We start from the raw sequence: 21,529 nt of genomic DNA, 5'->3' as shown, positions 1-21,529 counted from the left end.
GCCCTGACCGTCCGGTATTGAGTGACAGAGAACATGGCAGATTCAGAGAACGAAGACGCCGAAGTCGACGGCGAGGAGGCCAAGAAGAAAAAGAAGGGAATGAGCGGCAAGAAGCTCATCCTCTTTGTCGTGCTGCCGGTGCTGCTGCTGGTCGGCGGCGGGGCCGGGGCCTATTTCGCCGGCGCCCTCGACGGCCTGCTCGGTGCCGAGGATACGGCCGACGCGGGCGAGGGGGAGCAGCATGCAAGCGCCGAGGCGGAAGGCGGCCACGGCGCCGCCCCGGCAAACGAGAATGTCAGCCATGGCGGCGGTGTCGTCTTCTATGACCTGCCGGAAATGCTGGTGAACCTGAATACCGGCGGCAAGCGGACGAGCTACCTGAAGATCCGTGTCTCGCTGGAACTCGCCGACGAGGCGGCGGTACCGCAGATCGAGCACCTGCTGCCGCGCGTCCTCGACAACTTCCAGACCTATCTGCGGGAACTGCGCAACGAGGACCTGAAGGGATCCGGCGGCCTCTATCGCCTGAAGGAAGAATTGCTGATCCGCGTCAACACGGCCCTGAAGCCGGTCCGGATCAACGACGTGTTGTTCAAGGAAATGCTTGTTCAGTAGGTGAGTATGACCAACGAGACGGCGAGTGCCGACCAGAGTAAGGCGGGCGAGTGAGCGAACATGGCTGAAGAAGAGAGTGCACCCGCCGCTGACGGTGACGAGTCCGCGCGCGTCCTGAACCAGGACGAGATCGACAGCCTGCTGGGCTTCGACATGGACGGCGAGGGCGACAAGGATCGCTCCGGCATCAAGGCGATCATCAACTCGGCGCTGGTCAACTACGAGCGGCTGCCGATGCTCGAGGTGGTCTTCGACCGCCTCGTCCGGATGATGACGACCAGTCTCCGGAACTTCACCTCCGACAATGTCGAGGTGAGCCTCGACAACATCACCTCGATCCGCTTCGGCGACTATCTGAACTCGATCCCGCTGCCGGCGATCCTGAGCGTCTTCCGGGCCGTCGAATGGGACAATTACGGCCTGATGATGGTCGACAGCTCGCTGATCTACTCGATCGTCGACGTCCTGCTCGGCGGGCGCCGCGGGACCGCGCCGCTCCGCATCGAGGGGCGGCCCTACACGACGATCGAGCGCAATCTCGTCGAGCGCATGGTCGATGTCGTCCTCGACGACATGACGGCCGCCTTCGAGCCGCTGAGCCCGGTCCGCTTCGCCCACGAGCGGGTCGAGACCAATCCGCGCTTCGCCTCGATCGCCCGGCCGGCCAATGCCGCCATCCTGATCAAGCTCCGCATCGACATGGAGGATCGCGGCGGCCGGCTCGAGCTGCTGCTGCCCTATGCGACGCTGGAGCCGGTCCGCGAACTCCTGCTGCAGATGTTCATGGGCGAGAAGTTCGGCCGCGACTCGATCTGGGAAAACCATCTGGCGACCGAGTTGTGGAATACCAAGCTCGACCTGCATGCCGTGCTCGACGAGCAGGTCATGTCGCTCAGCGACGTGATGGCCTTTCAGATCGGCGACACGGTGATGCTCAATGCCAGCCCCGAAAGCCCGATCATGCTGCGATGCGGCAACATCGACATGGTCGAGGGGCGGATGGGCCGGATCGGTCAGAAGATCGCGATCCGGGTCGAGAAATCGATGCACGCGGCCAACGGCGGAGGCCGGTCATGATCGCTGATCCCACCTTCATCCTGGAAGTTCTTCTCGCCGCACTTCTCGCGACGACAATTGTTTACTGCGTCATCCTCAATCGACGTCTCAACAAGCTCAGGAATGCCCAGGACGAGATGCGCGAACTCGGGAAGGAACTCGAGAAATCGCTCCAGAGCGCCCGCCACGGGGTTGACGACCTGGTCGCGGCGAGCGCCGGGGCCGGCACCGAGCTGGATGAGCGGATCGCGACGGCGCGCAGCCTGGTCGACGAACTCGCCCTGATGACCCGCTCCGGCGAGAATCTTGCCGAACGTCTCGAGGCCGCGGTCGACCGACATCGCGACGCCGGTTCCCGCAAGTCGCCGGCCGCCAAGTCCCGGCCGCAAGCGGGCACGGACGGTCGCGCCGGCGATGACGACAACGATTCAGCCGACGGCAATTCTGTCGCCGAACGGGAACTGGTCGAGGCGCTGCGGCGCTCGGCCCGGAAATAGGGGACGGCGCCATGCTCACGCGCATCAGGCTTCTGCCGCTGGTGATCTTCGCTTCGGCCTTCCTGTTCGTCCTCAAGCTCGGGGTGGTCTGGGACGACACGATCGCCCTGACCGTCGCCGTGCCGGAAGCGGCCGCGTCTTCGGCCGCGCCGGAAGAGGAGAAGAAGAACGAGGCGGCGCAGGGGGACAGCCCGGCGGGCGAGGGCAAGGCAGCCGAGAAAGAGATGCCGGCGCCGGCCATCCGGCCCGCACCGGCCGGCTATACCGAGAGCGAGATCGATGTCCTCGGGCGCCTGTCGGCGCGCCGGGCGGAACTCGACGAGCGCGCGGGCGACCTCGACATGCGCGAGCAGCTCCTCAACGTCACGGAAGCCCGGATCGACGACAAGATCGCCGAGCTGAAGAAGATCGAGGAAACCATCCGCGGCCTTCTGAAGCAGCACGACGCCGAGAAGGACGCCCAGATGGCGGCGCTGGTCAAGGTCTACGAGAAGATGAAGCCGAAGGACGCGGCGCGGATCTTCAACTCCCTGGAAATGCCGATCCTGATCGAGATGGCCGAGCGGATGAGCGGCATCCGCTTCGCGCCGGTCCTGGCGGCCATGGACCAGGAGAAGGCGAAGGAGCTTACCGTCGAACTGGCGACGCGGCGGCAATTGCCGGGCGAAAGCAACAGCGGCTGATCTCGGCGCGCTTTTCTGAAGGTTATCAATGATGTGCATGGCAGCGTTCAGTGACGATCTGAGCAGGCGGGGCGAGACCGCCGCGCCGCGCATGACGCGCGGCTAGACCGCGATGACCGGCGACGATCTCGACACCTTCGAGCCAGGACCGCGCAGCGATCCCAGCATCGTCGTCTTCCTGTCGCTCTACCTGCTGCTGCTCGCCTTCTTCATCCTGATGAACTCGATCTCCGAACAGCAGGCCGAACGGGCCAAGGCGGCAATGGCCAGCGTCAACGCGGAATTCAATGCGCCGCGCCCGGCCGACGCCGTGCAGGTCGCGCAGAGCCTTGCCCAGGGCGTGACGCTCGGCGCCGACCAGATCCAGACGCGCATACGCCGGGTCTTCGAGACGGCAATCTCTGTCGCGCGCTACGAATTCAACGAAGACACCAACCAGATGTCGATCACGGTTCCCGCCGACCGCCTGTTCGAGCCTGGAAGGGCGACATTGCTGCGCACCCGGACGGGGCTGTTCCGGGCGGTCGCCAAGGCCATGACCGATCGCCAGCGCGGCAAGCGCTATGGCATGGAAGTCCTCTTCGGCAGCGGCGCGACGCTGCCCGATGCGGCCAATCCCGGGCGCATCCTGCAGATACAGCGGGCGGGAATGGTCGCCCGCGACTTCCGCGAGCGCGGCGTTGCCGCGGAATCGATCGCCATTGGCCTGCATCGGGGCGATCCGCGCGAGGTGACCTTCGTCTTCGTGCCGGAGCGCGAGTTCGAGAGCCGCCCCGGCCTGTTCCGAAGCCTCGGGGGCTGAGCGATGGACGAGCGCGCGCCCAACCAGAAATTGCCCGGCCCGATGGATGCGCCGTGGCTGATCACCTTCGCCGACCTCCTGTCGCTGATGCTGACCTTCTTCGTCCTGCTCTATTCGATGAGCGAGGTGAAGGCCGATGCCTGGCGGCAGGTCGTTCAGGCGCTGTCGTCACGCGACGCGGAGATCGATTCCGAAGTCCATGTCGGGCCGACCTCCCGCGACAATGTCTCGACGACGGCGGTCGAGTACGCCACCGACCTCAGCTATCTGGAATCGCTGCTCGCGGAGAAGATCACGGGCGAGCCGCTGCTTGCCGGTGCTCGGGTCGAGCGCGGCGAGGACAGGGTGGTCGTCTCGCTGCCCGGCGCGATCCTGTTCGGCGCCGGCGAGGCCTCGGTCAACGACAAGGTGATGTCGGTTGCCGCCGTGCTCAGCTATGTCCTGCGGCTGGTGCCGAACCGGATCGAGATCCAGGGCCATACCGATCCCGACCCGGTCAGCGGCGCCGGCGCCTTCGCGAGCAACTGGGAGCTTTCGCTGGCCCGGGCGCTGGCGGTCGAGAATGCCTTTCGCCGAACCGGCTACCGCCGGCCGATCGGGGTCCTGGGCCTCGCCGATTCACAATTCTTCCGCCTTCCCGGCAACCTGCCGCTGGAAGAGCGTTACGAGCGGGCACGACGGGTCGATGTCGTCGTGCGCGCCGACAAGTAAAGGACGGCAGAATGGCTATCCGCACCCTGTTCACGCGCCTCTCGCTTGCCTTGCTGGCATTGACGCTTCTCGCCGGCGCGACCCTGGCCGAACCTGCCCGGATCGCGGTGCGGGCCTGGGCCCATGACGGCCATGGCCGGATCGCCTTCCAGTGGGCGAGCGCCGAGCCCTACCGCGCGGCCATCGAGGAGGGCGGGCTGGTGGTCCGTTTCGACCACCCGTTCACGGCCGACTACGGCTCGGTGACCGACCAGCTCGGCAGCTACGTGACCGGCGTGGTGCCCGGCGAGGACGGCAGGAGCGTGCGGTTCGAACTGACCGGTGACTTCCGGGTCCGGAGCGAGTCCTACGACAATGTCGTCGCGATCGATCTGCTGCCGGCGACCGAGGTGAAGGCGGCGGCGACACCGCCGGTCCGCACCGTCGCGACCGGCGCGCCTGCCGCCGAAGCGGCGTCGCCGCCCCGTGTCGCGGTCCGCCGGGGCGAGCACGACGCCTACAGCCGGCTGGTCTTCGACTGGCCGCGCAAGGTCGAGTACGAGACGATGCAGGAGGGCGACCGGGTCACGATCCGCTTCGCTGCCCCGGCAAGCCTCGACCTGTCCGAGGTCAATCGCGACCTGCCGGCCTTCGTTGGCCGGCTCTCGGCGCAAAGCGGCGCGGATGGATCGGAGACCCGCTTCGCGGTCCCGGAAGGTTCGGACCTTCGCCATTTCAGGCTCGGCAACAAGATCGTCGTCGACGTCATGCGGCCGAAGCCCGGCGCCGGCAACGGAAAGAGCGGCACCGGGGTCGAGGAACGCCGCGCGGCCGCCCCGCAACCTTCCACCGCAGCCGCGTCCAAGCCGTCCGCCGCGCCGAAGCCTGATGTCGCCGCCGACACCGGTGCCGGGAAACCGGCGGCCATGCCGGCGGCGCCGCCGGCCGCGAAGCCCGCGGCCAGGCCGTCGACGCTCCCGGTGGTCGAGAGCCCGCGCGCGCCGGCCCATGCGGCGCCCGCGCCGGCACCCCGGAACCTTCTCGCCGACACCGACGTGCAGGGCGCCAGTGCCGCCGCGCCCTCGTCACTGCCCAGCGATCTGCCGACCGTCGTGATCGAGCCGGAGCGGCGCGGCGATGCGACCCGGCTGGTCTTCGCCTGGCACGAGGCGACCGGTCTCGCCGCCTTCGAGCGCGGCGGCAACTGGTACTTCGTGTTCGACAGGAAGGCCATCGTCGACGACGGCGAGGTCCGGGCCGGCTATGGCAGCGATATCGTCGAGGCCGAGCAGGTCGCCCATGGCGGCGCGACCGTGGTTCGAATCCGCGCCACCGACAAGGTCTACCCGGAGGTGAGCCGCCGCGATTTCCGGTGGATCGCCGACTTCCTGCCGACACCGGCGCCGCCGCTCGGCAAGGTCATCGACGTCAAGCCGCAGCCGCGCGCCGAAGGCGGCCCCGAGATCTTCTTCCCGGTCACCGATGCGGCGCCGCGGGTCAGTTTCACTGACCCCGAGGTCGGCGACACGATCATTGCCGTGCCCTTGCTCTCCGAGGGGCCTGGTGTTGCCACCGGCCGCGCCTTCACGCAGTTCGAGGTGCTGCCGAGCCGGCTCGGCGTGGCGATGGCCGTGCGCGCCGACGATCTGGCGGTCGAGGTCGCGGCCACCGGCGTCCGGGTCACTGCCCGGGACGGCCTGCTGCTTTCGCGAACCGCGGCGGCCTCCGCCTTCGAGATGCAGGCCGAGAGCGGCGGCGGCACGATCGCGATGAAACCGAGCCTGCTCAAGCTGGCCGAATGGCGGCGCGACGGGGCAGGGCCGTTCAACCTGGTGCGCCAGGATCTTCAGCGGGCACTGGCGCTGGCACCGGAGGGTGGCCGCGCGGCCGCGCGGATGGATCTCGCCAAGTTCTACCTCGGCCACCGCTTCTATGCCGACGCGCTGGGCGTTCTCGAGCGCCTGGTGGCGAAGAGCCGCGACGTTGCCCTGGACCCGGTCTATCTCGCCATGCGCGGGCTCGCCGAATACGGTCTCGGTCGTTACGAGGAGGCGCGCCAGATCTTCGACCGGCCGGCTTTCGACGACATCCCGGAAATCGGCCTGTGGCGGGCCGCCGTGTCGGCCCGCCTGAAGGACTGGACCGCCGCGCGGCTGGAATTCGCGACCGGGGCCGACGCCATGCCGGTCATGGATCCGGAATCCCGCATCGCCTTCACGCTGCAGCAGGTCGAGGCGATGATGCAGCTCGACGAGCCGGATCGCGCGGAAGCGACGCTCGACATCCTCGAACGCGACGAGAAGCCCTTCATCGAACCGCGCCAGCGGTCGTGGATCAATCTTGCCCGTGGCAGGCTCGCCTTTCTCGACGGCGCCTTCGACGAGGCCCGCGAACGGCTCGACGCGACGATCGCCGGCGTCGACCGCAAGGCGGCGGTCGAGGCGCGCCTGGAGAAGGTCAAGCTGCGCGAGGCGATGAACGAGATCACGCCGGAGGAGAAGGCCGCCGAGCTGGAAGGCCTGCGCTTCACATGGCGCGGCGACGATTTCGAACGGCATCTTCTGGTCGATCTCGGCGAACATTACATCGCCGAGCACAAGTATGCGGAGGGCCTGAACACGCTTCGCCAGGCGGTCGGCTATTTCCCGAAGTCGAGCGAGACCCAGTCGATCGCGCGGCGCATGAGCGAGGTCTTCACCGGCCTCTATGTCAGCGGCGAGGCCGACAGCCTGCCGCCGATCCAGGCGCTCGGTCTCTATTACGACTTCCAGGAACTGACCCCGGTCGGCAGGGCCGGCGACGAGATGGTGCGGCGTCTTGCCGAGCGCCTGGTCTCGGTCGACCTGCTCGGCAACGCGGCCGACCTGCTGCAGCACCAGGTGAAATACCGCCTGAAAGGTGCCGAGCAGTCGGAGGTCGCGGCCCGGCTCGCCGTCATCTACCTGCTCGACCGGCAGGCCTCCAGCGCGCTCGAGGTGCTGCGAACCACCAACAATCTCGGCCTGGAAGCGCCGATCCGGGAAACCCGGGCGCACCTGGAGGCGCGCGCCCTGGTCGATCTCGAACGTTACGGGGAGGCGCTTTCCCTGCTGCGCAACGACGCGAGCCACGAGGCGCAGATGCTGCGCGCCGACGTTCACTGGCGCTCGCGTGACTGGGCGGCGGCGGAGAAGGCCTACCAGGCGCTGCTCGGCGAGCGCTGGAATGACGAATCGCCGCTCGACCGGTCGGATCTGGAGCATGTGATGAAGCGGGCGGTGGCGCTCAGCATGGCGAATGACTGGGAGGCGCTCGCCGAGTTGCGGGGTCGGTACGGGCCGTTGCTGCACGATACGCCGGAGAGCGATGCTTTCGAGGTCATCACCGCCCAGGTCAATCGGGATGAAACCGATTTCCGCCAGTTGGCCAGCAGTATCGCGCAAGTCAATCGGCTGGAAGCATTCATGACCAACTATCGCCAGCAACTCGAGCGCGGCGGCCTGTTCACGCCGAGTGAACCAAATACATAAACCCGCGTTAGTGTGTTATGGTGAGGGTAATAGGCGCTTGCACTACCGGGGTCTGCACTATATGCAATATGCATGAATGAAAATGGCTCCTTGAGCGTGCGAACCGCCTTCTCAAGTGATGCGTTGCGACAGAAATCACACATCCCACCAAAAATCAGTGCCCGGCTGGCGTCCGCGTACCGGGTCATGGCTTCTAAGTAGTTTCCCACGACCAGCGTTGTATGGAATATGAGCAAACGCGTGGGGTCACTGCACCACCAGGAGGTATCGAATGATAAGATCCGCAAAATTCGTCATCGTGGCGACGTTTGCCGCGTTGCTCACAGGCTGCGCCGGGTTCCAGCTCGACCATGCCCGCGATGTGACGGCTGAAGGCACGTCCTTCGACAAGGCCCTCTACAAGGTCTATCTGGACCTTTCGGCGGCCGAGTACGAGGAAGGCGATTACGCCGACTCGGACACCTTCGCGATGCGCGCGATTGCCGCGGCCAAGGGCGAGCTCGTCCTTCCCGAGGAAATCGAGAGCCGCGAGCTTCCGGCCGACCGCGTGTCCGTCCTTCGTGGCGCGCGCGAACGCCTGATGAGTGCCTTCTCGAAGGGCGCCCGTGACAATTCGCCGGCCGAGGCCGCGATGGCCCAGGGCATGTTCGATTGCTGGATGCAGGAGCAGGAAGAGAATTTCCAGCCCCGCGACATCGCGGCCTGCCGTGACGGCTTCATCCAGGCGATCGAGAAGGTCGAGGCGATGATGCCGAAGCCGGTCGCCCAGCCTGCCCCGGCCCCTGCGCCGGCGCCGAAGGCCCCGGAAGTGCCGCGCTCCTACCTGGTCTTCTTCGACTGGGACAGCAGCAAGGTTCTCGGCGAGGCCGACTCCATCCTCGCGGATGTCGCCGGCAACATGAAGCTCAGCGGCGCCAAGGGCGTTGCCCTGGTCGGCCATGCTGACCGTTCGGGCCCGAACAGCTACAACATGGGCCTGTCGCTGCGCCGCGCCGAAGCGGTCCAGGCGGCTCTCCAGGCCATGGGCATTCCGGCCTCGGTCATGGAAGTGAACGCCCGCGGTGAAGAGGATCCGCTCGTCCTGACTGACGACGGTGTCCGCGAGCCGCAGAACCGGCGCGTCGAGATCATGCTGAAGTAACCAGCAGCGATCGCACCAAAAGGAAGGGGCGCCCCTCGCGGGGCGCCCCTTTTCTTTTGGCCGATGCGGCCGGCGGCGGGAAGCGCGGGCGGTTCCGGGCCGAGGCCCGGCCCCGGTCCTACTTCTCGGCGACGGCGGATTCCATGGAGGCGATGTCGCCGGCGCAGGCGATCGACGAGTAGCCCGTCTCGCGGGCACGTTCGACCGAGAAGCGATGCAGGTCTTTCGGCGGGAGCGTCAGCACGGCCTCGAAGCGCTCGGCCGCGACCTCGCAGAAATCCGGCCCGCCGTGATTACGCTGGATCGACGCCTGGTTGGCGAGGAAGGTGATGAAGCGGTTCAGCTTCTTGGTCCCGTTCGCGCCGTAGCGCTGGGAGAAATGGCGGCGGAGGACCGCGCCGTTCCCGGCCAGGAGATCCTTGTTCTGGACGACGAACCGGTTGTAGGCGTCGCGCGAGCCGCAGCCGAGCGCCACGACCATCAGGTCGCTTTGCAGGACCCGCAGCGAGACCGCGCTCATCACGTCGGCGTTGACGCAGCTGGTCGCCGCCTCGGCGAGCGAGGTGATGCCGGTCGACAATGCCAGCGTCGCCGCAACCGCGGCCGCGATCCTGGTGCGGGAGTGGCCGCGCTTCGCATTGAAGCGTCTGGCCGGTTCGGGCCTCTTCATTCTCGGATTCCTCCTCACATCCCGTGCATCAGCGTCTTATCCTATTTAAACAAGGCTTAACAAGCCGTGTCAGGATAACCTTAACGTGTAAGCCGGGCCGGACGCCCGGTCCGGGCCGGCTTTCAAGGCGTGGCCGGCGCAAGCTCCGCGGCGAACGCGGCAAGATCGACGTTGCCGCCGGAGGCCACGACGACGACCGTCCTGCCGCGGCAGTCGAGGTGGCCCGACAGGACCGCGGCAACGGCGACGGCGCCGCCCGGCTCTATCGTCAGCTTGAAGTTCTCGACCGCCGCCCGCATCGCCCCCCGGACATCGTCATCGCTCACCGCGATGCCGCCGGCCAGCTCGCGGGCGTTGATCGCGAAGGTCAGTTCCCCCGGCATCGGCGACAGCAGCGCGTCGCAAATGCTGCCGGTCATGGCGGCGTTGCGGACCCGGATGCCCTCGATCAGCGACCGCCGGGTATCGTCGAAACCGTCCGGCTCGACCGCGTGGATAGGCAGGTCCGGCCATTCGCCGTGGAGCGCGAGTGCCGTGCCGGAGACCAGCCCGCCGCCGCCGCAGGGCACCAGCACCGCGTCGGGCCGGATGCCCGCTTCGCGGCACTGCTGGGCGATCTCGAGGCCGACCGTGCCTTGTCCGGCAATGATGTTCGGATCGTCGTAGGGCCGGATCAGGGTAGCGCCGGTTTCGCGTCGGAGCGCTTCGGCAATCGCTTCGCGGTCCTCGTTTGCCCGGTCATACAGCACGACGCGCGCCCCGTAGGCGGCGGTGTTCGCCCGTTTCAGGGCCGGCGCGTCCGACGGCATGACGATGGTCGCGGCAACGCCGGCCAGCCCGGCGGCGGCGGCGACGCCCTGGGCGTGGTTGCCGGACGAATAGGCGATCACTGCCTTCGGCGGATCGGTTTCGAGCATCGCCTGTAGGCAATTGTAGGCGCCGCGAAACTTGAATGACCCGGTGCGCTGCAGGGGTTCGGCCTTGACCAGCAGGCGGCCGCCCAGGCGCTCGTTCAGGAGCGGGGATTCGAGCAGCGGCGTGCGGACCGCGAGACCGTCCAGGCGGTCGGCGGCGCGCCTGATGTCGGCGAATTCGGGTTCAGAACCGTTCAAGGAAGGCATCCAGTCGGGGCAGCAGTTCGGCTTCGTCGAGGTTAGGGGTATGGCCGCGATTGGCAAGCGTGACGATCTCGAGGTCGGGCTTGACCGCCCGCATGGCCTGCACGGTCTCGAGGGAGAGCACGTCCGAGCGCGCGCCATGGATGAGCAGGGTCGGGATGCTGCGGAGCGCCCCGAACAGCGGCCAGAGATCCGGGGTGGCGCCGTTGGCGAGCTGTTCCCGCAGTGCCTTGCCGATCGCCAGGTCGTAGTCGAGACGCACGTTGCCCGCCTCGTCGTCAGCGACGAAGGTGGCGGCCGCCATGCGCTTCCAGCCCGGCGCGTCGAGGTCGGGATAGGCGCCGGTGAACTGGCCGCGAAGATGCTCGGCCGCCTCGTCGAGATCCGCGAAACGCTTGTCCTCGCCCACGTAACCGGCGATCCGGGCGCTCCCGTCGGCGCTCACGGCCGGTCCGACATCGTTGAGCACCACGCCGGCGAGCACGCTCGGCCGGAAGGCGGCAAGCCCCATGGTCAGCAGCCCGCCGAGCGAGGTGCCGACGAAAACCGCGCGATGCAGGTTGGCCGCGGCCAGCAGGGCGACGATGTCGAGCAGGTAGGTTTCCGGCCGGTAGTTGCGGAAATTCGTGTCGTAACCGGACCGGCCCCGGCCACGCAGGTCGAGCGCGACGACCCGGCGCTCGTCCGCGTAGCGCTGGGCGAAGTCGTGGAAATCCTTCGAGTTCCGGGTCAGGCCGCCGAGGCAGACCAGCGGCGTACGGGGCGCGTCATGATCGCCGTAATCGCGATAGTAGAGCGGCAGGTCGTCCTGGGCGTGAAAGACGATGTCACGGAAGGCCAGGGCCATGATCAGGCGATGCCGAGGATTGCGGGCAGCGCGGCGAGGCTGGTCACCTCGGCATCCGGGCTCTCGGGGATCCGCTCGGCCGGCTGGCCGAAGCGGTTGCACCAGACCACCCGCATGCCGAATGCCTTCGCGTTGTAGGCGTCCCAGCCGTTCGACGACTGGAACGAGATCCGCCCGGCCCCGACGCCGAGGCGGTCGACGGCAAGCTGGTAGACGCGGGGATGGGGCTTGAAGATGCCGACCTCCTCGACCGAGAGAACGGCATCGAGACTGTCGCCGATGCCGGCATTGGCGACCGCCGAGGCCAGCATGTCGGGCGAGCCGTTCGAGAGGATCGCGGTCCGTATTCCCGCCGCCTTGATCCTGGCCAGCGTTGCCGGCACGTCCGGGTAGCAGTCTAGGCGCAGATAGAGCGCCATCAGGCGTTCGCGAAGGGCGCTGTCCGACTTTCCGATCTCGGCAAGGGCGAAATCCAGCGCATCGCCGGTGACCTGCCAGAAATCGGCGTGGCGGCCGGCCAGGCTGCGCAGCCAAGTGTACTGCAGCTGGCGGCTCCGCCAGGTCTCGGCGAGCCGCTGCCAGTCATCGCCCAGCGCCGCCGCTTCCTCGCGGGCCGCCGCGTTGACGTCGAACAACGTGCCATAGGCGTCGAATACGCAGGCGCCGATATCGTCGAACCGGATATCGCTCATCAACCGCTTCCTCTGCCACTACTCGCTTCGGGCGGTACGGTAGCCGAACGGCTGCCTTTGTCCAGTGACCGATTGCCGCCCCGATTCAGGAATCGGCGCGGCCCCGCATGGCGCGTTCGAGATCGGTGCGGAGGCTGTCCGGCAATGCCCCGCTGCCATGCATGCGTGAGCGGTAGACCTGGAGATTTTCCAGCACCCGCTGCACGTAGTTGCGGGTCTCGGTGAACGGGATGAGCTCGATCCAGTCGATCGGGTCGATGGCGCCCGAGCGCGGGTCGCCCCAGTCGCGGATCCAGCGCCGGGCCCGCCCTTCGCCGGCATTGTAGGCGACCAGCGCCAGCACGTAGGAGCCGTCGAAACGGGCGATCAGGTCGGCGAGGTAACGGCTGCCAATCTGGCTGTTGTAGAAGGGATCGCCGAGCAGCCGTTCGTGCGAATAGCGGATCTTGAGCTCGCCGGCGACCTGCCGGGCGGTGGCCGGCATGATCTGCATCAGGCCGCGCGCCCCGGCATGCGAGACCGCGCCGTCGTCGAAACCGCTTTCCTGCCGGATCACCGCCATCACCAGCGGCAGTTCGATGTCGGGGGCGGGGGCCACGCCGAGTTCGACCGGCCAGCCCTGGTCGAGCAGGACGATGCCGTCCTTCAGGGCGTCCTTCGCGGCGCGGTGCGCCAGCGCGGTGCTCCCCATGCGCTCGCCCAGGCCGACCACCAGCAGGTGATCCTCGCGCGTCTTCGCCGTCCTTGAAAGGTTGCGGACGATCCGTCGGACCAGAGAATCCTCGCCGACCTCGGCCAGCATCAGTGCCGCCCGGACCAGCTCGCGCCGGTCGAAGTCGCGCCGCGCCGCGGCCCGTATCGTGATCGGCGGCGCCTCGTCCAGGCCGGGACGCAGGCCGGCCTTCCCGGCGGCAAGCTGGCCGTAGAAGGTGGTGCGATGGGTGGCGGCGAGCCCGTACCAGCGGGCCGCGCCGTTGCGTTCGCCCATGGCCTCGGCGGCGCGGGCGGCCCAGTAGGCTCCGCGGGCCCGGCTGACCGGGTAGCTGACATTCTCGTAGAGCGTGCGGAAATGGGTGAGCGCGACCTGGCTGTCGCGAAGGAAGCGCAGCGCCACCCATCCGGCCAGCCATTCGGCCTCGGCGAACTCGCTGCCGCCGCTCTCGAGGCGATGTCCGGCGGCGAGGCGGTAGGCGTCGGTGATGAAACCCTTGCGCAGCAGCTCGCGCACCTGGATCCGGCTTTCCCCCCACCAGGCGTCGGCGCGGCCGAGCGCGGCCGGCGGGTCGAGAAGGATCTCCTGGGCGCCGTCGTCGAGTCCGGCGCGGCGGCGCCAGCGGGCCCGTTCGAAGGCGAGGCCCGGATCGTCGCGGTAGCGGGCGGCGACCCGGCGCACCGCGCCGTCGACGCCCGGCAACTGGCCCATCAGGGCAAGGCGGGCCTCGGCGAGACTGCGATAGTCCTGGTCGACCCGGCGCAGCATGCGGCCGGCGGCGCTCCGGCGCTGGTCCCAGAGCAGGCGGTCGAGACGTTCGATGTTGTGCGAGGCGGTGAACAGCGCGCGATGGCGGCGCCAGATCCGGGCCTCGTCGGCAGCGTCGAAATCGCCCGCGACCCAGCCCCGGCGGATCCAGTCCTCGCCCTTCGCGGTCTCGCCGGTCGCGAGCAGGGCCTCGCCGTAGCGGACCATGGCGAGCGGCCGGCCGGGCGGGCTGGCCGCGAAGCGGGCGAGCAGGGCGGCATTGGAGCCCTGCCGGGCCAGCGCCTCCTCGGCCCGGCCGTCGAGGTCGCCGAGCGCGTCCCATTCGGGGTGGCGAAGGCGGAAGGCCTCGATCTCGGCATAGGACGCGTCGTCATCGCTTCTGAGCCGCATCCAGGTCACCGCGACGCCGGGCAATCGTTCGGAGGCCTTGCCGGCGATCCGTTCGGCCTCGGCCCAGCGCCGTGCGTGTGCTTCCTTGAAGGCGGCGCGGTAGAGCTGAAGGTCCGTTGGCGTGAGGTAACGCGGCGCGACCAGATGCAGCGGCTTGTCGAGCGGGAGCGGGGTGCCGTCGGCGGCAGCGGTCGGCACGACCGGCTTTGCCGCCGGAAGCGGCGCGGCATCGTCGGCGGCGACGGGCGTTTCCGGGTCTGCGGCCGGCGCGGCCGATGCCCTGGCGGGCACGTCGGGCTTGGCGACCGGCAACGGCACGCTCCGGGCCAGGGCCGTGGTGCCGTCCGGCAGAACGGCCAGGGCAAGCGCCAGACCGCAGACGGTCCGGCAGGCGATCCCAGAGAGACTGGCGACCAGGCGCAACTCACTCTCCCGTCAGCAAGGTCGACTGCGTCGACGATATCATCCGTTCGCCGCGAATCCCACGACGCGTCCCTTTAGTTCAGGCTCTTGGAAGCGACTTCGCGGACGTCTTTCGAGAGCCCCGGCTGGCTCACGATACGTTTCAGCTGGTTAAGCATTCGTTCCTGACGCGCCTTGTCATAGCGCCGCCACTGGCCGAACGGCGCGATTAGCCGGGCCGCCACCTGCGGGTTGCTGGCGTCGAGCGCGAGGATCCGCTCGGCGACGAAATCATAGCCGGCGCCGTCGGCGCGATGGAACGCGGTCGGGTTGGCGCTGGCGAAGGCGCCGATCAGGGCACGCACCCGGTTCGGATTGCGAAGCGTGAAATCCTCGTGTCCGGCGAGCGCCAGGACATGCTCCAGGGTATCGGCCCGGGCCGCCGTCGCCTGCACCGTGAACCACTTGTCGATGACCAGCGGATCGTTCCGCCAGGCGGCGTGGAAATCGGCCAGGGCCTCGTCACGTTCCGGCCAGTCGCTGGCGGCGATGCGGGCGAGTGCGGCCATCGTCTCGGTCATCGTCCGGCGCTCCCGATACTGGGCGAGCGCGGTCTCCCGGCCGATATCGTCGAGCTGGCTGAGATAGGCGAGGCAGGCGTTCTGCAGATGGCGGGCGGCCATCGATGCCCCGTCGAAGCCCGGGCGGGCGGCTGCGTGGCAGGCACGGTAGCGCGCCAGCAGGCGGTCGCGAAGCCGTTCGGCCAGGGCCTTCACGGCGAATTCGCGGACGTCGTGGATCGCCTCGACGTCGATCACCTCCATATGCTGGGCGAGCATGACCTCGCCCGGCAGGGTCAGCATCAGGGCAAGCAGGGAGGGATCCGCGCCGTCATCGTCGAGGGCCGTGCCGAGCGCCTCGGCAAGCATATCCGGCAGGACCAGCGGCCGGCCGGCGCGGCGGTCGGCGACGAGGCCGAGCAGGACCTTGTTCTGCAGTTCCTGCGCCGCTTCCCAGCGATTGAAGTCGTCGCTGTCATGCGCCATCCGGAAGGCGAGGTCCTCGGCCGGCTGGGCGAATTCGAGCCGGACCGGGGCGGAGAAGCCGCGCAGCAGCGAGGCCACCGGGCGCTCGGGAATGTCGACGAAGCGGAAACGGCTTTCGGCCTCGCGAAGTTGCAGGACCCGCGTTCCTGCCTCGGCCGAGTTCTCGCCCGCGAGGCGGAGCGGCAGGTCCGCTCCGTCGCGGCCGATCAGGCCGACGGCGAACGGCATGTGCAGCGGCGCCTTCTCGGGCTGCCCGGGGGTCGCCGGGGTTTCCTGGCGGACCGTCAGGAGATAGCTCCCGTCCGCCGCGTCATAGTCGCCCGAGCAGATCAGCCGCGGCGTTCCGGCCTGCACGTACCAGCGGCGGAACTGGCCGAGATCGGCGTCGTTGGCATCCTCCATCGCCGCGACGAAATCCTCGGTCGTCACGGCCTGGCCGTCATGGCGCTCGAAGTAGAGATCGCTGCCCTTGCGGAAACCGTCGGTGCCGAGCAGGCGGTGGATCATGCGAATGACCTCGGCGCCCTTCTCGTACACCGTCGCGGTGTAGAAGTTGTTGATCTCGATATAGGACTGCGGCTGGATCGGATGGGCGAGGGGGCCGCCGTCCTCGGGGAACTGGGCAGCGCGGAGCCGCTGCACGTCGGCGATCCGCTTGACCGCGGCCGAGTTCATGTCGGCCGAGAACTGCTGGTCGCGGAACACCGTGAGGCCTTCCTTCAGGGTAAGCTGGAACCAGTCGCGGCAGGTCACCCGGTTGCCGGTCCAGTTATGGAAATACTCGTGCGCGACCACGCTCTCGATGCCGTCGAAATCGACATCGGTCGCGGTCTCCGGCTTGGCCAGTATGTATTTCGCGTTGAAGACGTTGAGGCCCTTGTTCTCCATCGCCCCCATGTTGAAGTCGCTGACCGCGACGATCATGAAGATGTCGAGATCGTATTCCCGGCCATAGACCCGTTCGTCCCAGGCCATGGCATGCTTCAGTGCCGTCATCGCGTGCCCGCACCGGTCCTCGTTGCCATGTTCGACATAGATCCTGAGCGCCACCTCCCGGCCCGAGCGGGTGGTGAAGCTGTCCTCGACCACGGCAAGGTCGCCGGCGACGAGCGCGAACAGGTAGGACGGTTTCGGGAACGGGTCCTCCCAGGTCACCCAGTGCCGGTTGTCGCCGGTCGTCCCGCTGGCCACCGGATTGCCGTTCGACAGCATGACCGGCTGGGTCGTCCGGTCGCCGACGATGGTCGTGCGGAAGCGCGCCATGACGTCGGGGCGGTCGAGATACCAGGTGATCTTGCGGAAGCCCTCGGCCTCGCACTGCGTGCAGAAGGTTCCGTTCGAACGGTAGAGCCCTTCGAGCGCGGTGTTGCCGTCCGGATCGATCCGGCATTCGGTTTCGAGCACCGCCTCCGCGCCCAGGCCCTCGACGGTCAGCGTCTCGTCGTCGAGCCGGTAGCGCCCGGCAGCGAGCGACTTGCCGTCGAGCGCGATCGACAGAAGCTCGAGCCCCTCGCCGTGCAGCACGAGGGGCCGGCCGTGCTCGCCGTTCCGCCGCAAGGTCAGGCGGGAGCCGACGCGGGTGCCGCCGTCGCCCAGGTCGACATGCAGTTCGACGTGCTCGATCAGGAAGTCGGGGACCCTGTAATCCTCGAGATGAATGACGTCCGGGTTGTTCTGCGGCATGTCGGGCTCTGGTTGCTTGCGGGGCGTGCGCCGGCGGCGTTCGGTGCGGCGACGGAAGACGATATCCGTGCAACATAGTGATGCCGGGCGGCACGGGGAAGGGCGGGCCGCGTCTTCTTGGATCTTGCCTTCGGGCCGGGCATCCGTTAGTTCACCGGGGACGCACGGGCACGGGCCCGGCGATTTCGCGTGCCTGTGGCACCACATCCAGCAAAGGGGAGGCTACGCCATGTTTTCCGGTTCCTTCGTTGCCCTCATTACACCCTTTGCGGACGGCAAAGTGGACGAGGACGCGTTCCGCAGGCTTGTCGAGTGGCATGTCGCGGAAGGCACGCACGGCCTCGTGCCGGTCGGCACGACCGGCGAGTCGCCGACCCTCGACCATGACGAGCACAAGCGGGTCGTCGAACTCTGCATCGAGACGGCTGGCGGCAAGCTGCCGGTCATCGCCGGCGCCGGCTCGAACTCGACCGCCGAGGCGATCGACCTGACCCGGCATGCCAAGGAAGCCGGGGCCGATGCCGCGCTCATCGTGACGCCTTATTACAACAAGCCGACCCAGGAAGGCCTGTACGCCCATTTCAAGGCGATACATGACGCCGTCGAGCTGCCGATCTTCATATACAACATTCCCGGCCGCTCGGTGATCGACATGAGCGTCGAGACGATGGCCCGGCTTGCCGAACTGCCCAACATCGTCGGCGTCAAGGACGCGACGGCGAAGATCGAGCGGGTGAGCGAGCAGCGCCTCGCCTGCGGCACCGACTTCATCCAGCTTTCCGGCGAGGACGCGACCGCGCTCGGGTTCGACGCGCTCGGCGGGCATGGCTGCATCTCGGTGACCGCCAACGTGGCGCCCCGGCTCTGCGCGGCCTTCCAGGAGGCGGCGCTCGCCGGCGAGCGCGACCGCGCGATCGAGCTGAACGATCAACTGATGCCGCTGCACAAGGCGCTATTCATCGAGTCCAATCCGGCGCCGGCGAAATACGCGCTGTCGCTGCTCGGCAAGTGCCGCGACGAGATCCGCCTGCCGCTGGTCGGCATCACCGACCCGACCAAGCGGGCGGTCGAGGCGGCCATGCGGGGCGCCGGCCTGATCAACTGACGGGACGACAGACTGTCCTTCGGAGCATCGAGATGAAATCCCGGACCGTTGCGGAAAACCGCAAGGCGCGACACGACTATTTCATCGACGAGACGTTCGAGGCCGGCATCCAGCTTGTCGGCACGGAGGTCAAGGCGCTGCGCGCCGCGCGCGCCAACATCGCCGATTCCTATGCCGCGCCGCAGGGTGAGGAAATCTACCTGCTCAACCTGCATATCTCGGAATACGGCCACGGCAACCGCTTCAACCACGAACTGCGGCGGCCGCGCAAGCTGCTACTCCATCGCCGCGAGATCGACAAACTGCTCGGCCTGCTGAAACGCGGCGGCGCGACCCTCGTGCCGCTGTCGATCTATTTCAACGAGCGCGGTATCGCCAAAGTCTCGCTCGGCCTGGCGCGCGGCAAGAAGCAGTACGACAAGCGCGCCGACATGCGCGACCGCGACTGGCAGCGCGCGAAACAGCGGATGCTCAAACGCTCGGTCTGAGGTCGCTTCGGCCGTTTCAGGCGCGCCCGAAAAAGGCGTTGATGCCGCGGAAGACGTCGTAGAAGCCGTCCTCGGTGAGGACCCGGGTATTCACGTTGTAGCGCGAGCAGTGATAGCTGTCGAAAAGGGTCAGGCCGTTCGGCAGGGCATGGCGCGCGCCATGGCCGAACGGATAGGACGCCCGGCGGACGCCGAGCGTGCCCAGGATCGCGTTGTGTGACAGCCCGCCGAGCGCCAGCAGGCCCTTCAGCCCCGTCATGCCGGCGATGTCGGTCTCGAGAAAGCCCCGGCAGGCCTTGACCTCGGCGCCGACCGGCTTGTTCTCGGGCGGCACGCAGCGCACCGCGTTCGTGATGCGGCAGTCGATCAGCCGCAGGCCGTCGTCGGGGCGGCGGTCGTAACGGCCCTCGGCCCAGCCGAAGCGGAGCAATGTCGCGTAGAGGAGGTCGCCGGCATAGTCGCCGGTGAACGGCCTGCCGGTGGCATTCGCTCCCTTCAGCCCCGGCGCCAGCCCGACGATCAGCAGCCGTCCCGCCCTGTCGCCGAAGGCGGGGACGGGGGCGTTCCGGAAATCCGGGTGGCGAACCCGGTTCGCGGCCCTGAATTCGGCGAGCCGGGGACACAGGCGGCAGTCGACCGGCGGCTCAGCGGCCGCCGGCTGGTCTTTCGGAAGTGCCGTCATGCGTTGCCGTCGAGGCTCTCGGGCTCGTCATATTCCTCGTCGTCCTCGTAGTCGTCGTAATCGTCGCCGGCCGCCGCCTGTTCGCGCTGCGGCAGGTTGCGTGCGATGCGCGGCATGAGCGACTGCAGTTCGAGGAAGGTGTCGGCCTGGCGGCGCAGCTCGTCGGCGACCATCGGCGGTTGCGAGCGGATCGTGCTGACCACCGTCACCCGCTTGCCGCGGCGCTGCACCGCCTCGACCAGGCGACGGAAGTCGCCGTCGCCGGAAAACAGCACCACGTGATCCAGATGCTCGGCCATCTCCATCACGTCGATGGCGAGCTCGATGTCCATGTTGCCCTTGATCTTCCGCCGGCCGAGGGAATCGGTGAATTCCTTGGTCGGCTTGGTGACCATCGTGTAGCCGTTGTAGTCGAGCCAGTCGACCAGCGGCCGGATCGGCGAATATTCCTGATCCTCGACAAGGGCGGTGTAATAGAAAGCGCGGACGAGTTGCCCCTTCGAGGCAAATTCCTCCAACAGTTTCTTGTAGTCGATGTCGAACGAGAGCGATCGGGCGGCGGCATAGAGGTTCGCGCCGTCGATAAACAAGGCAATTCGTTCCTGTGGATAAAATGGCATTGATCGTTACCTGAATACGAGAATGGATTACGTGTCGCAAAAATGCGCTTCCGATTGTATAGCGGCGGGCGACGCCAAAAAATACAGGAATTGACGGGCCGGAGCCTCCCGGATCTGCTTTTTGCCGCGTCTCGTAACTTTCAGGGGATCACTATGGTAGTACTGATTGGTCTTGGCGCTAACCTCGATCATCCCGTTCACGGCGGTCCGAGAGAAACGCTGCTCGCCGCCCTTGATGCCCTCGCCCTCGGCGGCGTCTCCGTCGTCCGTCTGTCCCCCTGGTACCTGACCCGCCCCGTGCCGGACGAAGGGCAGCCCTGGTATGTGAACGGCGTCGCCCAGGTCGATACCGTGCTCGCGGCCAACAGCCTGCTGGCCATGCTGCACGAGATCGAGGCCGCACTCGGCCGCGTCCGCAAGGCGCGCTGGGAATCGCGCACCGTCGACCTTGACCTGCTCGACTACCGGGGGCATGTGGTCGCGCCAGCCGTGCCGCACCGCCACGGGGTCGCGACGCTGCCGCATCCGCGCCTCGAGAACCGCCCCTTCGTGCTGCGTCCGCTGGTCGATATCCTGCCCGACTGGCGGCATCCGATGAGCGGGCTCACGGCAACCGAGTTGTTGTCCCGGCTCGGCGACATCAGCGACAGTCTCCGGCCCCTTGGCGGGGCGCCGGCGGCGGCGCGGGAGAATTGAGGCAAACCGCGCATCAGCCTTGATTTCCGACCGCCAAATGAAATATCAATGACGGCCCCGTTGCCGCGCTGGCGCGGCCCCTGCCGCATGTGGAGAATTCGTCGAATGGCTCGCGTTACCGTCGAAGATTGCGTAGAGAAGGTTCCGAACCGGTTCGAACTGGTGTTGCTAGCGGCCCGGCGGTCGCGCGCGATCTCGGCCGGCGCCTCGATCACGGTGGATCGCGACAACGACAAGAACCCGGTCGTCGCGCTGCGTGAGATCGGCGACAGCATGGTCGAGGTCGACGAACTGCGGCAGGATCTGATCCATGGCCTGCAGCGCCGGGTCGAGGTCGACGAGCCGGAAGAGGACAACATGGCGCTGCTCATGGCCGAAAGCGAATGGGCCGGCGTCACCCAGGAACAGCAGCCCCGTGGCGACAGCATCATCGAGGTGTCGAGCGATGCCGAGCCGGTTGTCGTGCCTGACGAGGAAGAAGGCCAGACCGAGGTCGAGTGAAGGCGCCGGCCGCGGGCAGCGGACGCGCCGTTGCCGGTTGGCTCACGCTGAGAACGTCGGCAGCGACAGTCGACGGAGTTTAGTGGGTGCGCAGGGTAGACCGATGACTTGCGAGG

At 67.6% G+C, this 21,529-nt stretch carries 20 protein-coding genes; 12 read left to right on the top strand and 8 right to left on the bottom strand.

Going from position 1 to position 21,529, the window contains the following annotated elements; translation table 11 throughout:
• Window positions 1–33: 33 nt before the first annotated feature.
• The 8 genes from OCH7691_RS21240 (at window position 34) to OCH7691_RS21205 (ending at window position 8,993) form a co-directional block, all read left to right on the top strand.
• Window positions 34–615, top strand: a complete 582-nt coding sequence (locus OCH7691_RS21240; RefSeq protein WP_085885629.1) for a flagellar basal body-associated FliL family protein — start codon at window positions 34–36, stop codon at window positions 613–615.
• 60 nt (window positions 616–675) lie between these two features.
• On the top strand, window positions 676–1,692 hold the full coding sequence (gene fliM / locus OCH7691_RS21235; protein ID WP_085885628.1) for a flagellar motor switch protein FliM: 1,017 nt from the start codon (window positions 676–678) through the stop codon (window positions 1,690–1,692).
• Window positions 1,689–2,168 carry a DUF6468 domain-containing protein gene (locus tag OCH7691_RS21230; RefSeq protein ID WP_085885627.1) on the top strand — a complete coding sequence of 160 codons (480 nt, stop codon included), beginning with the start codon at window positions 1,689–1,691 and terminating at the stop codon, window positions 2,166–2,168. Before fliM ends, OCH7691_RS21230 begins: the two co-directional genes overlap by 4 nt.
• 11 nt (window positions 2,169–2,179) lie before the next feature.
• Window positions 2,180–2,851 (top strand): MotE family protein, encoded by a 672-nt coding sequence (locus OCH7691_RS21225; protein ID WP_085885626.1) that lies wholly within the window; start codon window positions 2,180–2,182, stop codon window positions 2,849–2,851.
• 112 nt (window positions 2,852–2,963) lie between these two features.
• Window positions 2,964–3,653 (top strand): flagellar motor protein MotB, encoded by a 690-nt coding sequence (locus OCH7691_RS21220; RefSeq protein ID WP_085885625.1) that lies wholly within the window; start codon window positions 2,964–2,966, stop codon window positions 3,651–3,653.
• A gap of 3 nt (window positions 3,654–3,656) precedes the next feature.
• Window positions 3,657–4,364: an OmpA/MotB family protein gene (locus OCH7691_RS21215; protein ID WP_085885624.1), complete on the top strand. Its 708-nt coding sequence runs from the start codon at window positions 3,657–3,659 to the stop codon at window positions 4,362–4,364.
• Between the two features lie 11 nt (window positions 4,365–4,375).
• Window positions 4,376–7,852 (top strand): tetratricopeptide repeat protein, encoded by a 3,477-nt coding sequence (locus OCH7691_RS21210; RefSeq protein WP_085885623.1) that lies wholly within the window; start codon window positions 4,376–4,378, stop codon window positions 7,850–7,852.
• Between the two features lie 271 nt (window positions 7,853–8,123).
• Window positions 8,124–8,993 (top strand): OmpA family protein, encoded by an 870-nt coding sequence (locus tag OCH7691_RS21205; protein ID WP_085885622.1) that lies wholly within the window; start codon window positions 8,124–8,126, stop codon window positions 8,991–8,993.
• Between the two features lie 118 nt (window positions 8,994–9,111).
• On the opposite strand, the gene OCH7691_RS21200 is transcribed toward OCH7691_RS21205, so the two are convergent.
• The 6 genes from OCH7691_RS21200 to pepN form a co-directional block, all read right to left on the bottom strand.
• On the bottom strand, window positions 9,112–9,663 hold the full coding sequence (locus OCH7691_RS21200; RefSeq protein WP_085885621.1) for a hypothetical protein: 552 nt from the start codon (window positions 9,661–9,663) through the stop codon (window positions 9,112–9,114).
• Window positions 9,664–9,785: 122 nt separating this feature from the next.
• On the bottom strand, window positions 9,786–10,784 hold the full coding sequence (locus OCH7691_RS21195) for a threonine/serine dehydratase family protein (RefSeq protein WP_176245195.1): 999 nt from the start codon (window positions 10,782–10,784) through the stop codon (window positions 9,786–9,788).
• Window positions 10,762–11,628: an alpha/beta fold hydrolase gene (locus OCH7691_RS21190; RefSeq protein ID WP_085885619.1), complete on the bottom strand. Its 867-nt coding sequence runs from the start codon at window positions 11,626–11,628 to the stop codon at window positions 10,762–10,764. The genes OCH7691_RS21195 and OCH7691_RS21190 overlap by 23 nt, the downstream gene beginning before the upstream one ends.
• Before the next feature lie 2 nt (window positions 11,629–11,630).
• Window positions 11,631–12,320, bottom strand: coding sequence for a haloacid dehalogenase type II (locus OCH7691_RS21185; protein ID WP_085885618.1), 690 nt, complete (start codon window positions 12,318–12,320; stop codon window positions 11,631–11,633).
• A gap of 85 nt (window positions 12,321–12,405) precedes the next feature.
• Window positions 12,406–14,613, bottom strand: a complete 2,208-nt coding sequence (locus tag OCH7691_RS21180; RefSeq protein ID WP_085885617.1) for a lytic transglycosylase domain-containing protein — start codon at window positions 14,611–14,613, stop codon at window positions 12,406–12,408.
• A 74-nt stretch (window positions 14,614–14,687) separates the two neighbouring features.
• Window positions 14,688–17,321, bottom strand: a complete 2,634-nt coding sequence (gene pepN / locus OCH7691_RS21175; protein ID WP_085885616.1) for an aminopeptidase N — start codon at window positions 17,319–17,321, stop codon at window positions 14,688–14,690.
• 229 nt (window positions 17,322–17,550) lie between these two features.
• On the opposite strand from pepN, the gene dapA reads away from it, so the two are divergent.
• Complete coding sequence (gene dapA, locus OCH7691_RS21170; RefSeq protein ID WP_085885615.1) at window positions 17,551–18,426, top strand: 4-hydroxy-tetrahydrodipicolinate synthase; 876 nt, start codon at window positions 17,551–17,553, stop codon at window positions 18,424–18,426.
• Window positions 18,427–18,458: 32 nt separating this feature from the next.
• Complete coding sequence (gene smpB / locus OCH7691_RS21165) at window positions 18,459–18,914, top strand: SsrA-binding protein SmpB (RefSeq protein WP_085885614.1); 456 nt, start codon at window positions 18,459–18,461, stop codon at window positions 18,912–18,914.
• A 16-nt stretch (window positions 18,915–18,930) separates the two neighbouring features.
• Here the strand turns inward: smpB and OCH7691_RS21160 are convergent, their stop codons facing one another.
• Both OCH7691_RS21160 and OCH7691_RS21155 read right to left on the bottom strand, forming a co-directional pair.
• Window positions 18,931–19,596, bottom strand: coding sequence for a uracil-DNA glycosylase (locus OCH7691_RS21160; protein WP_085885613.1), 666 nt, complete (start codon window positions 19,594–19,596; stop codon window positions 18,931–18,933).
• The gene (locus OCH7691_RS21155; protein ID WP_085885612.1) at window positions 19,593–20,216 is read right to left on the bottom strand and encodes a LabA-like NYN domain-containing protein; all 624 of its coding nucleotides are present in this window, start codon (window positions 20,214–20,216) and stop codon (window positions 19,593–19,595) included. Before OCH7691_RS21155 ends, OCH7691_RS21160 begins: the two co-directional genes overlap by 4 nt.
• Before the next feature lie 153 nt (window positions 20,217–20,369).
• Between OCH7691_RS21155 and folK the strand changes: the two genes are divergently transcribed.
• A complete protein-coding gene (folK, locus tag OCH7691_RS21150) occupies window positions 20,370–20,912 on the top strand; it encodes a 2-amino-4-hydroxy-6-hydroxymethyldihydropteridine diphosphokinase (protein WP_085885611.1) in 543 nt (180 codons plus the stop codon).
• Between the two features lie 105 nt (window positions 20,913–21,017).
• Window positions 21,018–21,413 (top strand): DNA-directed RNA polymerase subunit omega, encoded by a 396-nt coding sequence (gene rpoZ / locus OCH7691_RS21145; protein WP_085885610.1) that lies wholly within the window; start codon window positions 21,018–21,020, stop codon window positions 21,411–21,413.
• Window positions 21,414–21,529 lie beyond the last annotated feature (116 nt).

Origin of the sequence: Oceanibacterium hippocampi (genome assembly GCF_900172325.1) — a bacterium.
Lineage (GTDB): Bacteria > Pseudomonadota > Alphaproteobacteria > Sneathiellales > Sneathiellaceae > Oceanibacterium > Oceanibacterium hippocampi.
The sequence above is the reverse complement of the archived record's forward strand: the minus strand, read 5'-3'. Positions and strand labels throughout refer to the sequence as shown.

Excerpts from the sequence above, each read along its gene's own strand:
- OCH7691_RS21240 (WP_085885629.1), top strand. The coding sequence starts at position 34 with ATGGCAGATTCAGAGAACGAAGACGCCGAAGTCGACGGCGAGGAGGCC.
- fliM (WP_085885628.1), top strand. The coding sequence starts at position 676 with ATGGCTGAAGAAGAGAGTGCACCCGCCGCTGACGGTGACGAGTCCGCG.
- OCH7691_RS21230 (WP_085885627.1), top strand. The coding sequence starts at position 1,689 with ATGATCGCTGATCCCACCTTCATCCTGGAAGTTCTTCTCGCCGCACTT.
- OCH7691_RS21225 (WP_085885626.1), top strand. The coding sequence starts at position 2,180 with ATGCTCACGCGCATCAGGCTTCTGCCGCTGGTGATCTTCGCTTCGGCC.
- OCH7691_RS21220 (WP_085885625.1), top strand. The coding sequence starts at position 2,964 with ATGACCGGCGACGATCTCGACACCTTCGAGCCAGGACCGCGCAGCGAT.
- OCH7691_RS21215 (WP_085885624.1), top strand. The coding sequence starts at position 3,657 with ATGGACGAGCGCGCGCCCAACCAGAAATTGCCCGGCCCGATGGATGCG.
- OCH7691_RS21210 (WP_085885623.1), top strand. The coding sequence starts at position 4,376 with ATGGCTATCCGCACCCTGTTCACGCGCCTCTCGCTTGCCTTGCTGGCA.
- OCH7691_RS21205 (WP_085885622.1), top strand. The coding sequence starts at position 8,124 with ATGATAAGATCCGCAAAATTCGTCATCGTGGCGACGTTTGCCGCGTTG.
- OCH7691_RS21200 (WP_085885621.1), bottom strand. The coding sequence starts at position 9,663 with ATGAAGAGGCCCGAACCGGCCAGACGCTTCAATGCGAAGCGCGGCCAC.
- OCH7691_RS21195 (WP_176245195.1), bottom strand. The coding sequence starts at position 10,784 with ATGCCTTCCTTGAACGGTTCTGAACCCGAATTCGCCGACATCAGGCGC.
- OCH7691_RS21190 (WP_085885619.1), bottom strand. The coding sequence starts at position 11,628 with ATGGCCCTGGCCTTCCGTGACATCGTCTTTCACGCCCAGGACGACCTG.
- OCH7691_RS21185 (WP_085885618.1), bottom strand. The coding sequence starts at position 12,320 with ATGAGCGATATCCGGTTCGACGATATCGGCGCCTGCGTATTCGACGCC.
- pepN (WP_085885616.1), bottom strand. The coding sequence starts at position 17,321 with ATGCCGCAGAACAACCCGGACGTCATTCATCTCGAGGATTACAGGGTC.
- dapA (WP_085885615.1), top strand. The coding sequence starts at position 17,551 with ATGTTTTCCGGTTCCTTCGTTGCCCTCATTACACCCTTTGCGGACGGC.
- smpB (WP_085885614.1), top strand. The coding sequence starts at position 18,459 with ATGAAATCCCGGACCGTTGCGGAAAACCGCAAGGCGCGACACGACTAT.
- OCH7691_RS21160 (WP_085885613.1), bottom strand. The coding sequence starts at position 19,596 with ATGACGGCACTTCCGAAAGACCAGCCGGCGGCCGCTGAGCCGCCGGTC.
- OCH7691_RS21155 (WP_085885612.1), bottom strand. The coding sequence starts at position 20,216 with ATGCCATTTTATCCACAGGAACGAATTGCCTTGTTTATCGACGGCGCG.
- folK (WP_085885611.1), top strand. The coding sequence starts at position 20,370 with ATGGTAGTACTGATTGGTCTTGGCGCTAACCTCGATCATCCCGTTCAC.
- rpoZ (WP_085885610.1), top strand. The coding sequence starts at position 21,018 with ATGGCTCGCGTTACCGTCGAAGATTGCGTAGAGAAGGTTCCGAACCGG.